The 16286-nt window shown below is 40.8% G+C and carries 5 protein-coding genes and 1 pseudogene; 1 reads left to right on the top strand and 5 read right to left on the bottom strand.

Features of this window, described 5'->3' with window-relative positions:
- Window positions 1–2 precede the first annotated feature (2 nt).
- The 5 genes from QL989_RS17250 to QL989_RS17230 form a co-directional block, all read right to left on the bottom strand.
- Window positions 3–9515, bottom strand: a complete 9513-nt coding sequence (locus QL989_RS17250) for a non-ribosomal peptide synthetase (protein WP_290171377.1) — start codon at window positions 9513–9515, stop codon at window positions 3–5.
- 2 nt (window positions 9516–9517) lie between these two features.
- Window positions 9518–12757 (bottom strand): amino acid adenylation domain-containing protein, encoded by a 3240-nt coding sequence (locus tag QL989_RS17245; protein WP_290171376.1) that lies wholly within the window; start codon window positions 12755–12757, stop codon window positions 9518–9520.
- Between the two features lie 36 nt (window positions 12758–12793).
- Window positions 12794–13834, bottom strand: a complete 1041-nt coding sequence (locus QL989_RS17240; RefSeq protein ID WP_290171375.1) for a TauD/TfdA family dioxygenase — start codon at window positions 13832–13834, stop codon at window positions 12794–12796.
- A 213-nt stretch (window positions 13835–14047) separates the two neighbouring features.
- On the bottom strand, window positions 14048–14767 hold the full coding sequence (locus tag QL989_RS17235; RefSeq protein ID WP_290171374.1) for a 4'-phosphopantetheinyl transferase superfamily protein: 720 nt from the start codon (window positions 14765–14767) through the stop codon (window positions 14048–14050).
- Between the two features lie 3 nt (window positions 14768–14770).
- Window positions 14771–15532: an alpha/beta fold hydrolase gene (locus QL989_RS17230; RefSeq protein ID WP_290171373.1), complete on the bottom strand. Its 762-nt coding sequence runs from the start codon at window positions 15530–15532 to the stop codon at window positions 14771–14773.
- 368 nt (window positions 15533–15900) lie between these two features.
- Here QL989_RS17230 and QL989_RS17225 point away from each other — a divergent pair.
- Window positions 15901–16286, top strand: a pseudogene (locus QL989_RS17225) (FapA family protein); the annotation flags it as partial.

Here is a 16286-nt window from a genome sequence, read left to right as displayed (position 1 = left end):
TCTTATAATTTTTCTTCTGTCATTAATAGCTCAGCTACTTCCGCTTCACTTAGGTCATTTAGTTCATCTATCAGCGCACTCATTAACGGTTTGTCATCAATTTCGTCTTGTTGCATTTCGAGTGAACCAACTAAAGCAGCAGAATCCGTTTGGCTTACAATGCTGTTGATAATTGCCTTGAAATGTTGAGATATTTGATTGATGAGCGTTGTCGAATATTCGCCACTTTTGTAGCTAAAGCGCACCCAAAACTCCTCGTCAGGCACGACTGCGACCGACAAACCAAAGTCGATATGCTCTTTGGCGCTTACCTGCTCAATTTTAGTTTTGGTTAACGCCTGAGAGGAGCTAAGTGCTTCACCAGTAGGGTAGTTCTCGGTTACAAGCAAGGTATCAAATAGACGCTCACCCGATTTAATGCCTGCATTTTTCGCTTGCATGCAAACGTCATTCAGAGGCAAATAATTATATTGGTTACATTCAAGCTGCTGCTTTTGTAGCGTTTGCAAATAGCTTTCAATGGTTTGTGTTACGCCGAGATGAGCAACCAATGGTAAGGTATTGATAAACAGCCCTACCATGGTTTGTATGCCGTCAACATCACAGTCACGACCAGAGACTATGGTGCCAAACACCACGTCATCGGATTGCGTATATTGACTTAACAGATACGACCAAGCCATTTGCATAACAGTATTGAGTGTCGTACTGCGCGCTCTGCAGAAGTGGTTTAACTTTTGGCTAAGGGCTACGTCAAAGGTAATGACTTTCTCACAATATTCCCGCAGACCGCTTTCATCTTCTGGTGGCATCAATAAGCAAGGCTGAGTCACGTTCTCAAGCTTTCCTTGCCAAAACTGTAACCCTTGTTGCTGGTTTTGCTTGAAATACCAATCAATATACTGCTTGTAGTCTGTAACAGGAAGAAGTTGATAGTTATTACCGTCAGACTTATTCTCTGCAAGACTAAACACTTCACCTAAAATAATGGGCAGGCTCCAACCGTCAGACAGGCAGTGGTGCTGACTGAATAGCAACCTCCAACGAGTAGATGAAAGTTGTGCCAAATAGATGCGGGTAAGCGGCTCAAGGGTAAAGTCGCAGCCCCTTTTATAGTTCTGCTCAATAGCTTCTTCCCACTTTGTATCTTGTATTTCTAAAGTTAATCCAGACCAGTCAAACTGATGCCACTCAAATTGCCCGGTTGGTAAAACAACTTGGTGTATATTGGCGCTTTCTATGCCCACAAATCGCGTACGCATTATGGAATGGCGTGCCATTACTTCTGACCATGCTTCTTGCATTGCGTTAAAACTGGTATTTGCACTAAACACAATATCCTGATGCAGCATATAGGCTTTTGGCTCTTTAAGCGTTTCAAAAATCATCCCTTGCTGCATAGGAGTAGCCGGATAGAGGTCTTGCATATCTGGAAATTGATGCTGCCATTTTGCCAACTCTGTTTGCTTAACATTGGCTAGTGGGTAATCCGATGGCGTGAAGCAAGGTTGAGCTTGTTGGCAATGGGCAATAACATCAAGCATCCCTTGTTCCAGCTCCTTTACTAGGCCTTGTATATTGTGTTTGCTATATTCAAGGGCGCTATAATCAAGCGTGAAGCTCAGCTGATCTTGTTTAACCCAGCCATTTAACCCCAATTTATGCCAACGAGGGTGCCGCCCACTTTGGTGTTCGCCTCGGCCTTCTTTAGCTTCACTAAAGCTGTTGCTGCCAAGCGATGCCATTTGCTTGTCGGCATCAAACACACCTAAGTAGTTAAATGCTACAGACTGATAATCATGACTAAGTTGTGCATCCGCTTCATTATGGTTGTACTTCAATAAGCCGTAGCCTAAACCATTGTTAGGAATGGCCCTTAATGTTTCCTTAACCTTCAGAATGACCTGTTTAAGGTGCGCTTGTATGTCCTGCCCCTCACTTGCCTGTTCGATGTAAACAGGATAGAAGCTTGTAAACCAGCCCAGTGTTTGACTGATATCCAGGTCGCTAAATGGCACATCCCGGCCATGACTTTCAAATATAAACTTAACGCTATCTAAGCCCCCCCAACGGCACAAGCCAAGGTGCACTCCTGATAGCAGCAGCTCATTGATATGTGTGCGATACGTTGAGTTAGATAGCTGCAGCAACAATTCGGTTTCGGCTTTATCCAGTGTAAAGCTTACCTTTTGTGTGGTAGCAATCATTGGGTTGCCTGAAACGCTATGTTCGGATGGTAAATTAAATGTTCGATTTTGTGCTCGCCAATATTCGAGCTCATCTATAATTTCTTCCTTGTTTGAGGAATCGACAAGGTCACTTACAAAGGCTTGATAAGACGCGGTTTTTCCTGGTAATGCAACACTGGCATCATCACCTTTACTTAGCTGCTTATATGCAAGATGCAAGTCATCTAATATAATCCGCCAAGAAACCCCGTCAATTACTAAATGGTGGAACAATAAAAACAACCGTTTTTCGCTTCGAGGTTCCTCTCCTTCCTGTAACAAGACGGCTTTAAATAACGGGCCATTTTGAAGGTCGAAGTTCTGCTGCCACTGTCCACACTGAGCTTCAATCCACACTTCCCACGCTTGGCTTTCAGGCCTTACCTGGCAGGAAAGGCTATCATCTAAAAACGCTTTAGTAAGCGGGGTGTGCAGCGCTTGCCAGTGGCCATCCTCGCCTTGATTGAATACTAGCCGTAATGCATCATGGCGTTGGTATAGTGCATCAACAATCTTCGACAAATGTGCTTCAGTTAAGTCAGCTGGAACATGAAGTAGTAGTGAATGATTGAAGTGTTCAGGTTGCTCAGTGTTTTTATCAAAATAAAAGTGCTGGATAGGTAATAACGGCATATTGCCGGTCACCGCCTCTTGCAGCCCTACATTAACTGACTCAAAGCGAACGACTTTTGCAAGCTCAGTAACTGTTGGGTTATCAAAAAGTGACTTGACGCTTAACGAAATGCCTTGGTTATTTGCCCTTGATACAAGTTGTATAGATAATATTGAATCACCGCCAAGGTTAAAGAAATTATCGGTTAAGCCTACTTTTTCAATTCCAAGAACTTGTTGCCAAAGCTCACATAGTGCAATTTCAAGTGCACTGGTTGGTAATTGCTGTTCCAGTACCAACTGGTTAAGCTCAGGTTCTGGCAGAGCTTTTTCATCCAACTTACCGTTATTTGTTAGTGGCATTTTGTCCAAAAAGACGTAATGGGATGGCAACATATGGCTTGGCAAATGCTTGCCTAAATAGCCTGTTAGATTGGCCACCATATTTTCTCTTGAATGTTTTGTATTTAAAGCCTTTCCTTTGAGTGTCACGTAGGCGACAAGCTGTTTAGCTTTTGCTTTACCCCTTGCCTTCACATAAGCTTCTGAGACATCTTCAATTGCTGATAAGTGATGCTCAATTTCTTGCACTTCAATGCGAAACCCACGTATTTTTACTTGGTGGTCTTTACGACCTGCAAATGCTAACTCTCCATTTTCAAGCCAACGCGCCCTGTCACCTGAGTGATATAAGCGGCTAAATGGAGCGCCTGGCAAAGAGGTTTCTATAAACTTTTCTTTGGAAAGTTCGGGCTTATTGTGATATCCCCTTGCCAATCCGACACCTGATATATATAACTCACCAGTAACCCCAATAGGCACTGGTTTTAATTGCTGATCAAGAATATACACTTGGGTATTCGCGACTGGGCCACCAATCACAGGGGTTTCATTGTGCTTAACCTCTTTCATGGTAGTCACGATTGAGCATTCAGTTGGGCCGTAAAGATTATATAGCTGGCACTGCTGGGTCCAGGTATTAACCAGGTCTTTTGTGCAGTTGTCCCCACCCACCATAATGACTTTTAACGATGGGATTTGGCGTACCACCTGAGCCCCTAATAACGCAGGGGTCATCGCACAATAGTTAATATCGTGCGATACCATAAACTGGGTTAGATCAATTTTAGCGTCAACAAAGTGAACCTGGGCCCCTGCACATAGGCCGTGGAATAAGCTTTGTCCGCCTGCATCAAACTGCATTGGAAGAACATGCATAATACGTTCGCCAAAGCTGATATCAAAAGTTTTGATATCATGCTCGATCAGGTTAACGATCCCTCTGTGCTCTAACATTGCCCCCTTGGGCTGGCCAGTTGTACCAGAAGTATAAATAACATAGGCCAGTTGGCTTGGCTCCCCACATCTGGGTAAGTTGTCCTCGCTATGTGAGCCAAACACACTTGGCTCATCAACAACCAATAATTCCGCTTGAGATGAGTTCATCTCAGTGACCTGACTTAGCTGCTCAGTAAATTTTGATTGGGTTAGTAAGATAGGCGCTTGTGTATCTTGTAATATATATTGCACACGCTTTTGCGGGTCATTGGGTGAGATAGGCAAGTATGCCCCACCAGCTTTCAATACTGCGAGAATACTTATAATCAGCTCAACATTTCGCTCTAGGTATAGAGCAACAAATGTATCTGGCTTTAAGCTCTCACCATAACGAACTTCATACTGATTACGAATGCCACATGCTAATTGGTTAGCTCTTGTGTTTAATTGCTGATAAGTAAGTTCAGTTTCAGCAAACACTAGGGCGATATTGTCAGGTGTTTTTTCAACTTGCTGTTCAAACAACTCATGGATCAGTGCCTCTTGCGAGTATGGGCAAGCCGTATTGTTGAAAGCGCTTATTAATTGATGCTGTTCAGTGTCTGGTATTACCGACAAAGTGTTAGCAGCTTGTTCAGGCGCTTGTAATAGAGCAGTCATAAGCCTAGACGCAGCTGTTGTAACATAACTCATCACACGCTTACCATTAACGCTACTATCTACATTTAATGTCAGGTGATACGTGTTATCTATATCATCAACTGATAACCCAAGTGGGTAGTTTGTGCGCTCGTGTGCTTCTAAAAAAGTAAACTCATTGTTGGCATCCCGTACTGGCTGATTTTCAAAACTAAAACGGCAATTAATGATTGAGCTAAATAATGGGGCATCGCCCTCAATATCGCAGCAGCTCTGGGCTTGTGTTAGCGGTGTATACTCATAAGCAATTAAATTCTGAATAGATTTACTGATGGTATTAACCAGCGACAGCACGCTTTGGTTGTTCAATTGCGCTTTTATTGGCAGCGTGTTTATCAATAGGCCAACCATTTGCTCGGCCCATTGTGAGCCTTGCAGCCTGCCAGACATTACCGTTCCAAAAACCACCTGTTCTTTACTGCAACACGCAGATATAACAAGTGCCCAAACCGCATGGAAAAATGCACTTGGGCTACAATGATTTTCACTAGTCCATTGGCGTATTTGCGCTGATAAATCGAATGATAACGCGGCAGCTAGCTCTGTTGCTTGTACTTTTTGATTAACACTAAGTAGGTCAAAAGGCGCTGTAGGCTCTGACACATCACTTAGCATTGCCTCAAAAAAGCAAGTTGCATCGGTATGCTTCTGATGGTGCTGTATTTGCCCAACGGCTTCCCTATATGGGATAGGGCTGGGTAACGTTTCTGTATCCCCCTTAAACCAAGCTGACAACTCATCTACAATAATATTTAGGCTGGTATTGTCATCAACTAAATGATGCCAAGTTAACTTAACATAATGCTCAGCTTGTGCTGTTTCTACAACGGCAAGGTGAAACAATGGTGCTATGGCTAAGTCCATGCTGGTGATGATGTTTTGCTTTAAAACAACTAATGCATCTTGCCCATTCACAGCCTGTAACCATTGCACTGGTATTGACGCACTACGCTGTACAACTTGAGCAGGCGTGTCTAATTCATTCCAGAAAAAGGCGGTTCTTAGTGCGTCATGCCGTTGTATAACAAAGTTCAGCCCTGCCACCAATTTTTCAAATGAAGCTCGACTATTTACGCGCAAGTAAGTCGTTATTACATAGGGATCATCTTCTGGGGCTAGCATGTGGTGATACAACATACCTTCTTGAAGCGGGGTTAGCGGGTAGATGTCTTTGATACATGGCATGCCACCAGGGATTTGGCTCGCAATATGGTCAATTTCCTGCTGCGTTAAATCGATAAGCGGCAACATGTGAGGACTAATATTTTCACAACTTTCTGGGATCGCACTCGCCGGGGTTTGATAGACGTCAAATTGGTTCGCAGGCTTAAGCTCTTCAGCCAACTCAGTTAAGTTTGCGGCACCAAATACAGACTGAACAGTAAGTTCCCATCCTTGCTTTTGAATAGCCGAAACCAGCTTTACGACAAGTAGTGAATGCCCGCCAAGCTCGAAAAAGTTTGCAAGCGTACTTATTTTATCTGAATCCAGGTTAAGTACTTCAGACCAGGCATTAACTAAAATCTGCTCTTTATCTGTTTGCGGTGCTTTGAATTCATGCTTTGAGGTTGTTTGCAGTATCGATTGCGCCGGCTCGGGAAGCATTTGTTTGTCAACTTTACCATTTGCCGTGAGTGGCCACTCATTCACAATCATGATTACTGGTGGCAGCATATAGTTAGGTAACACCAATGCAATTGCACTTTTTATTTGCTGGACAATAGCGCTGGACTCTTCCTCCACATGACATGGGGTGTTTAGCTTCACGTAGCCAACAAGTGACTTTTCACCAGCGTAGTTTTCCTTCACTAACACTAAACTGGAGTCTACTCCATCACATTCTGCCAGTTGGTGCTCTATTTCTCCGAGCTCAATTCGAAACCCCCGAATTTTTATCTGCTCATCTGCACGACCAATAAACTCAAGTTCGCCATTATCAAGGTATCTGGCCAAGTCACCTGACTTGTACAGCCTCGCATCAACCTTGGCAGTAAATGGATCAGGTATAAACCTTTCTTGCGTGATCTCCGGTTTATTTAGGTACCCTCTAGCGAGCCCAGCTCCCCCGACATATATTTCACCAACGGTGCCTTTTGGCACTAGCTTTTTATGGTTATCTAACAAATATATGGTCTGATCAGCCAATTTATTGCCGACAGATGCGGGGGTTACGTCAGCCTTACTTAATGGCTTGTAAGTAACATGTACGGTTGTTTCGGTAATACCATACATATTAATTAACGTAGGTTGCTGATCACCAAAACGCTCCCACCATGGCATTAGGCTTTCTACTTGTAACGCTTCACCACCAAAAACAACACACCTTAAATAAGGCAGCTCAATATTCTGTTTTAGTATAACTTCAGAGAGTGAGCTAAAAGCGCTTGGTGTTTGGTTCAAAACGGTTACATTTTGGGCTTGGCACAGGGTGGCAAACTGTTTGGGATCTCTAGTGCATGCGTAATTAGGAATGACGAGCTTGCCACCATAAAGTAATCCGCCCCATAACTCCCAAACACTAAAATCAAACGCAATGGAGTGAAATAATGTCCAGGTGTCAGAAGCACTGAACTTAAAATCACCTTCAGTTGTTAAAAACAACCGGCATACGTTTTCATGGGTTTGTAGCACCCCTTTCGGCTTTCCTGTTGAGCCTGATGTATATATGACATAGGCCAAATGGTGGATTTGTAAATTTTTATCGGTTACCGATGGGTTATCTGTCGAAAAACGCGATAGCTCATCTTTTAAGCATGCATCATCCAAACAAATTGCTTGTGACCTTTTAACTGATGTTTGATCAATTAGGCTACTGAGGGTAATAACAGTATCTAGCTCTGCATCGTCTAACATATACTTTAGACGCGCTTCCGGGTAGTCTGGATCTAACGGTACATAAGCGCCTCCGGCCTTAAGAATAGCTAAAATAGCAATAACCATTTCAATAGAGCGTTCAAAACACAACCCGACTAATGTATCGTGTGAAATATTTTTATGCTCACTCAGGTAGTGGGCAAGTTGATTGGCACGACTATTTAATGCTTCATAAGTCAGCTGTTTTTCTTCAAAAACTAAGGCCACCGCTTGAGGGTGCTTTTCAGCCTGTTGCTCAAATACCTCATGTATGCACTTGTCGTTTATGTAGTCTGATTTAGTTTGGTTAACATGCTGGGTAAGATATTTATATTCATTTTGGGTAACAATGTCATAGCCACTTAATGGCTTATCTGCATCTAAAGTAAGCTGGCTCAAATAGTGAAAAAATTGCTCTGACCATTGCGCTATTTGCTTATCTGAAAATAAGTCCGTATTAAATTCCCACAAAAAGTCAGCACTTGAACCTGTTTGTGTAACCTCTAAACTCAACTCAAACTTAGCAGTTCCGGTATTAAGTTGTTTTACTGACGTTTCTAACCCACTTAATGTCAACGTTTTAGGATATGCTTCCTGAAAGCTAAATAACAATTGCGCTAGTGGAGAAAAGCTTAGGCTGCGCGTGAGGCCCAAGTACTCAACTATTAAGTCAAAAGGCACTTCATCGTGCTGAAAGTCCTTCATCACGGCTTGTTTTACGTCTCTTAAGGCTTCTTTAAAACTCAACCTAAAGCCTGCAGTCATTCGAATAGGTAGTGTATTGACAAACATCCCTACCACTGCACCTAGCTCTTGCCTGTTGCGTCCTGCAACGGGTGTTGCAATCACAACGTCTTGCTGATTACTTACTTTCTGTAAGAAGCTCCCCCATGCCGTTAAAAGGAAAATATAGGGGGTTACTTGAGATGATTTAGCCAAGTTGGTCACATTGCGCCATAAGTCAGCATCAATAGTGTAAACTTGCTTGTCACCTCTGGTACCAAGCTTTGCAGGCCTGTTATTTGTTGTGGGCAGAGCATGCATAACAGGGCTGTTTGCCAACCGCTGCGCCCAGTACTCTAATGAGCTGTCAAATCCACCTGCCTGAAAGTATCCCTGCTGCCAAGCCGCATAGTCACCGTAATGTAGGCCACCTGAAGGTTGCTCTGTGGCAACTAACACTTTTTCGTTTACACGGGCCTGATAGAAAGCAGCAAGCTGATCAAATAGTAACTCTATTGACCAACCATCAACAGCAATGTGATGAAAGGTTAGTTGTAGGGTTGAAACATCAGCAGCTTGTAGGTAAACCTGCGCCCTAAGCATCGGAGAGCTTGCAAGGTTAAAAGGGCGTTGGGCCTCTTCGGCTAACTGCTTGTTTATGAATTCCTCGTCTACGTTATAAGCTTGTATCGTTTGCAATTTTACTGCAATGTCTTGGCGGAAAACTTGACTGGCTTGCCCATTAATTTCATAAAATTGGGCAGCAAGCGAGGGATTTGCCTTCAGTAAATCATTTAAGGCGCCTTCTAGTGCCTGTACCTGAATCATCCCCCTAAGTTGATAGGCGATTGACATATTGTACGTGGATGTTTGACCTTCCAACCTATCTAAAAACCACAAGCGTTGCTGGCTAAAAGACAGTTCATACTCGTCTTTTTGGGTACGAGGAATCGCCTGTTCAGAGGCCAAAAAAGCAACTAACTCGTTTTTGCTTTCACGGATTTGACTGCCAATATCCTTGGTAATCGCACCAGGCGCTGCTTGGCTTTTTAATTTCCCATCACTTAGGAAAAGCGTTATTCCCTTATCTTTTAAATGCTTTATTAATACAACAGCCTTCACAATTACCACTCCAACTCTTCAATATTTTCTTGTTCTTCAGTAGCACCAACCATGAACTTTTGTTCTATAAATGCGGACAGTGATGCAATGGTATAATGTTGCATTAAATCTTTTAGCTGCAGCTCAAGGTGAGGATAAATAGTGTTGATCTGCATGACTATTTTTATCGCATTGAGTGACGCCACGCCTAATTCATAAATGCTTTGCTGAACTCCAATTCGTTCAATTTCTACTTCTTGGCGCCAAATTTTGGCCAGCAAGATCTCAATCTCTGTAGTTGGCTGCTGGAAGTTTTCCTCGTCATTCTCTTTAATTGGTAAAGCTTTCCTATCTACTTTTCCGTTAGGTGTTAAGGGGATGCTTTCTAACAGAAAATAATTAACCGGAAGCATGTAGCTAGGCACCTTTTGTAATAGGTAACTGCGACATATAGGCTCAAGAATAGAGAGCTCAGCGTTGCAACTTGTCGAGACAAGATAAGCATTTAAAACCTTGGCACCCTGTTGGTTTGTCATCACCTGACAAATTACTTCTTTGACTTCTGTTAAGCTATTAAGGTGGCTTTCAATTTCACCTAACTCGATTCTAAAACCATTGATTTTCACTTGGTGATCAACGCGTCCAATAAACTCAATATTGCCATCTGTCATTAGCCGCCCTAAGTCGCCAGTGCGATATAGTCGTTGATTTAATTGAGGATGAATAATATAGCTGTAGTTGGTTTTTTCGATATCGTTAAAATAGCACTCTGCAACACCTACACCGCCAATATACAATTCACCTTCTGTGCCTACAGGTTGAAGTTTTTGCTCTTGGTTTAGCACGTAAAACGATTGGTTAAGCATGGGCTTACCATAAGGAATGCTTTTCCATTCAGAACAGTCTTCATGTATGGGGTAGGTAATAGACCATATAGACGCTTCCGTCGCTCCCCCAAAGCTATGGATTTGGGCTGGCTTGCCAGCACCTTGAAAGCATTGTTTTAATCTATTTGGCAACTTAGGAGGCAGCCAGTCACCGCTTAACATCATATGTCTAATTGGTGCCTGCGCGTCTTTGTTATTTAATTCGAAATAACTTACAAGGAGCTCTGCTGAAGCTGGAACCGTGTTCCATATTGATACGTTGTGTTGCTCTATCAATTGCGCCCAATGTGAAGGCTCACGCTCTTCCCCTGCTGTTGGGAAAATGATCGTTCCTCCCGCTGCCAGCATGCCAAAAAAATCATACACATTCAGGTCGAAACTTAAGTCAGATACTGCGAGAACCTTATCTTTTTCGGTGACATTTAAGCGTTCATTAATGTCCCTTAGCGTATTCACAGCGCCTTTATGAGCTATCGCAACTCCTTTTGGCTCACCGGTAGAGCCTGATGTAAATATGACGTAGGCAAGTGCCTCAGCTGAATTGATTGCCTTAACTTGTTGTATCCAATCTTTTCCTGGCTTTTGTACTGGCGACCCCTCAGCGATTAGGCAACATATGTTCTCAGGCAAGTTAATCGCTAACTCAACTGAGCTAATGACGGTTTCTATGTTGGCTTTTTCAATTACCTTTCGTACTCGCTCTTGTGGCCAATGGGTTTCAAGTGGTATATAAAAATGCCCCGAACACATAATAGCCAGTGCTGCAATTAACTGCATTCGTCCTTTGGGTAAGTAGATTGCAATTGGCTTTCGTGTGTCTGGCGTTGCCAAGGAAAGCTGAGAGCTCATTCCAACAACATGATGCAATAATGATTCGTAAGTTAACGCTCCTTGTGAGTCTTTCAAGGCGACGAATTCTGGAACTGCTTTTGCTTTCGTTAAAAACAGATCATGGATGGAAGGGCTATCTGAATAGGCCTTAAGCGTATTATTGTAATCTTCAATATGCTTCCAATCTGCTTGACTTAAGATGTTGATATCTTTAATTGATGTGTGCTGTTGCTCAGGCAATGACATTAACAAGTTTGACAAGCGATTTATTACTAGTTCGGCTTCATCATCGCTGTAATATGCTAGATTGTGCTCAAGGGTTAATACAAGGTCTTGGTGTTCACCTAATTCAAGTAAAGAGATATTAAGTGGAAAGGGGTCATAACCTAAAGTGACATAATTTGTCTTTGTTTTTGCACCTTCGGGGTGATGGTTAAAGCTCATTTTGATGTAATTGAATACCACATCAAAGAGTAGTGTTCTTCCTTGATTATAAATATCAATATCTTGGGCTAGCTGCTCCAAAGGTGTAGCGTAATGCAAATTGTCAATTTGATTTACTTCTTTAATCTTTTGCAATAACTCACATAATGTCAGCGTTGTACCAAAATTATACCTTGCGGGCAGTATTTTAGAGTACATACCCACCGTTTTTTTAGAGCTCAGTTTCTTGCGGTTATGAAATACCTGCCCAATAATAAGCTCATCTACATTGCAGCTGTTGAGCATATATACATAAATAGCCGCTTGCATCAATTGGTTGATACCTACGTTAAGCGACTTTCCTAACATTTCTATTTTTTGAAATGCTGCACGATTAATAGTGATTTGCTTAATGCGGCTAGGCACAAAATCCTTGTCAGCATATTGATAACTATAACGAGGAACAACAGCTTGGGCTGGTAGGCTTTTTAAGCGTTCTACCCAATATTGCCTGTCTTCAGAAAATCTATCCGACACTAAGTATTCAGCTTCATGCTCTACTTCCTTTTTAAAGCTAGGTAGGCTGCTTTTGATTTTATCTAGTTTTTCTGAAGCGGAATTTGATAAAAGGGCATCATAAATCTGGTAAAGGTTTTTAGTAAAAAGAGACATCCCCCAGCCATCACAGATAACATGACTAAAAACAAGAAAAAGCTCATATTCCTGGGCTGTCTTTTTGATCAATGCCCCTTTATAAAGGTTGCTATTTTCCTTAGTTATAGGCGCTGCTATAAAATCTTTTGACCACTCACTAACCTGTTGTTCAATGGTTGATTCTGACCAGCTTTGAACAAAAAGATCAATAAACACCAGTTCATCGACAGGGTGCTTTTCGTAGCAGAAGTTGTGTCCGACGCTACCATCATCGTGTAATCGAATTAAAAATGTATCGTGATACTCGATAGCAAGCTCGAACGCTTTTATGAAAATCGATTCATTTATAAAACCGCTAATATCAATGCGTGCAACAAGGTTGGTGATTGGAAGTTCTGGATATTTTTTTTGATTAATGTATACGTCTCTCTGAACACAGGTCAGAGTGCTATCAGCATTTGTACTCATGGCTAAGCCCCAAGGATAAATAAATTAACTTAAAGGTTATTTAATGATGTGTGCACTTTCAGAAGTGTATTGTCTTGCTTTCCAAGTGCTCTCCAAAAGTAAACACCTCAGCAGCCAGCGGTCATTGCCATCATACTTTGGTTGATAATTACTTCTTGCATGAACAACTCTTCGGTTATCAAAAATCAAGAGGTCTCCCTTCTCCAACACGACGGTCTTCTTATTGCGACTAATCGATTTTTGTAACTCTGTAAAAGCCTTTTGGGCTGACTCAGTTAGGCATGCCGTAAACGGTGGATCAAATACAATTTCTTTGTCCACACCTCCGTTTAGTACAGAACAGACTTGGTTTTCTTCAACATTTTCAGAAGCGTTGGAAAACGTTGTATCTTTTTTTATTAAAAACTGCTTTTTTTGTAACTCTTCTTCTAAGGACTTATCTAAGTCAATGTTCTTAGCTTCAAATAAATAAGTTTTTGCTTGAGGATCTTCCCTTAAGCAAAGCAATGCAACAAAGTCGGCCTTGGCATCGTGAAAGCCATCTTCCACATGCCACTCTAAGAAACATTTATTTGAGCCTAGCTGCTGGTTTCTATCTTTAAAAAGAGGAAAAACATCATCAATATAGTCAAAGTGTTTTTTTCCTTCAAAGTTATAGATATAGCCTAAACCAGAAACCAATATACTTAAGAGTTTGCGGGCAAAGAGCGTACTTTCATCGTGCTCGGTGCCCTTACTGCTAGGTGTGGCGAGAATATCACTAGGCAGTGGAAGCCCTTTTATTAAAAGGTGATTCGTTTTATTACCTTTTTTAAGCTCGAATAGTTTAGCTAACAAGGTTTGTGGCAGGGTCGGAAATAGTTTCCAACAAGAAAAGTAAAATTCGTCAAACTCTACTATCGAATAGTTTAATGCACATTGCTCGATAATGTCTAAAATCTGCTTTTTTTCATCCTCATTAATTTTTAATATATTGATGCTGTTACTTTGTAATGAGGGTGTTTCTGATTCGTGAGTACTTATATTATCCTTCTCAGGAAAAGTCCGCTCTGATGTGCTTATAATATTCAAATCCATTTAAATCCACTTATTATTATTGTTACAAAAAAGTAATTTATAAGTTAATGTAAACTAAGTAAACAAAATGAGTCAAGAAAAATATAAGTACTTTACCCTCACAAGAATGGATTAATCAAAATAAAATCAAGATAATATCGATAACTAGGCTTTATTAAGTTGATTTTAGGTCTGTGTTGTTACCATAATATTTTAGATGTTTCGAACAGAAAATTAGCATACATCCTCAGCAACAAGTGTTCCAACTAGGTTTTCATTCACAAAATAGACTCCAGAAAAAAGGCTCCCTTCATCAAGCTCGTTTGATAATTTGACTTTTAACCTTAGACGAAATGTTTTTGTTTCTGTACAAATAGAAATTATTTCCACAGCATCGAAGTCAAAATAAAAATTTACTCTTGGGTATATTGTTTTAAACAAACTTTCTTTTGCTGAAAAGACAAGTATTAATGCTATTTTATAGTCCAAACTAAGTTGATGGAGATAAATAAGCTCATTTTTAGTTACAATAATACTTTCAATGCTTTGTATACTTTTTACATCTAGCCATTGCTCTATGTATACTCCGATATACTCGCTAGAATGTTTGCAAGTGACCGCGCAGCATGCCTTTCCAGCGCTATGACTGATTGAGGCAGCAACCCCCTCAGGCCAAACAGGTGCCCTATGCTTTCCAATTGGGATACTTTCAAAGCCTACTCTTAATTTCTCTAGTGCCAAACTCGCTATATACCTACCTGCAAAAAACTCAGCTTGAAGCTTCACTACTGCGTTTTTTAGCTCATCAGGGAAAGTTACACCGTAGCGCTTAAATATACCTATATCATAAAGCGATGTATCAAAGTCACAGCTAATTATTTCGATATTGTTTAATTGAATTGAGGTAAAGAGGGAATCCTCAGTAATTGAAATGAAATCACTATCTATTGACATTTTTTAGCAACTTCTACTGTTTAATAGGTCTTGTATTATTCTATTTATTTGTTTTAAAACTTGCTCACTATGACTATCTACAAAAAAATGGTCTCCGGGTAATATGTGAACATTATATGGTGCTTGGAAGTGTTTACCCCAACTCTCAAGATCGGACAAAGTAATGTCAATATCTTGTTCGCCTCCTAATACTGAAATGGGGCAATTAAAAACATCGTCACATTTATAAATATATTCATGCGCCATTTGAAAATCAGCCCTAAGTGTAGGTAAATAAAGCTCCATTATCTCTTTATTCTTTAATACTTCTTTAGGTGTACCATTTAGATTACTAAGCTCATGAATGAACTCTTTGGCAGGTAAATGATGTATAGGCTCCTTTCTCGGGTGACAATTTGGCCCTTTACTTCCAGAGGCAACAAAATGTATTGGCAATCTTAGGTCTTCTTGCTTTATTTGATTCATTAACTCAAATGCCACTCTGCTTCCTAAGCTATGACCGAATAGTATATAGGGTTTGTCCATAATGCTCTTAAAATCAACAAGTAACGACTGAATCAAGTCATCCATGTTTGAATAAGGTGACTCGTTAAATCGATTCCCTCTTCCTGGTAATTGAATTGCTACTAATTCAACACAAGCCGGAAGTTTAGAAGCCCACGAATAAAAAGTAGATGCACTACCTCCCGCGTAAGGAAAGCATATAAGTCTCAGTTGAGGAGCCAATTTAGGCTGAAATTTTGTAAACCAGATGGAATCTAACATAGTTGATCAAATAACCATTTAATATATTTACTATACATAAATCTTAACATTTAGTTTTTTCTTACTTAAGAGTTAACTTACTTCAAGACGAAAATGCCCTTGTTTAATAGCTTTTTAGTGCTTACCTATTGTACTAATAAACTTAAGTTGGTAACCCCCTAACACTTCACCCTCTTTTTAGTTGACTATTTTTTGCAATTTATGACTTTATTATCAAAGTGTTTGAATCTTTTTAACAAACTAGAGCCTGAATTGCAAACGAGACTTTTAATCGTAACTAAATCTTAGACTCCTAGGGTAATCCTCTCAATCTTCACCATTTTCGGTAATAGCCACAAGCACTGATCCGAAATATGAAACATTGTCAAATAGACTTTGAAAGCAGTGTGATTGTCAGTAGTCGTGATAACCTGGGATGCGGGTTAATTCAACTGGCTACATCACCATTTTTGGCACTATCGAATCTGGGAATTAACCGCCGGTGGCGATATAATTGTAAAACAAGGGGTGGTTGGCCATCAAAAGCCTGAAGATAAATCACTGTCTTGCAGAATAATTTGCGCAGGTGATGTTCATGCATCACACTCTCAATATTGCTACATTGAAGCTAACAGCATATTGCTTGACCACCAAGCCAGCCACAGCTCAATGAAAGCAAAAAATATAATTCAAATTGATCAATCAGAACTACCTAAAGGAAAGTTATTTGGAGGTGAAATTTTAGATGCCACTAAACTAATTGCCGGAGAAATTG

This window comes from Pseudoalteromonas sp. APC 3224 (genome assembly GCF_030407535.1).
Lineage (GTDB): Bacteria > Pseudomonadota > Gammaproteobacteria > Enterobacterales > Alteromonadaceae > Pseudoalteromonas.
This window is presented reverse-complemented; position numbering and strand designations above follow the sequence as displayed.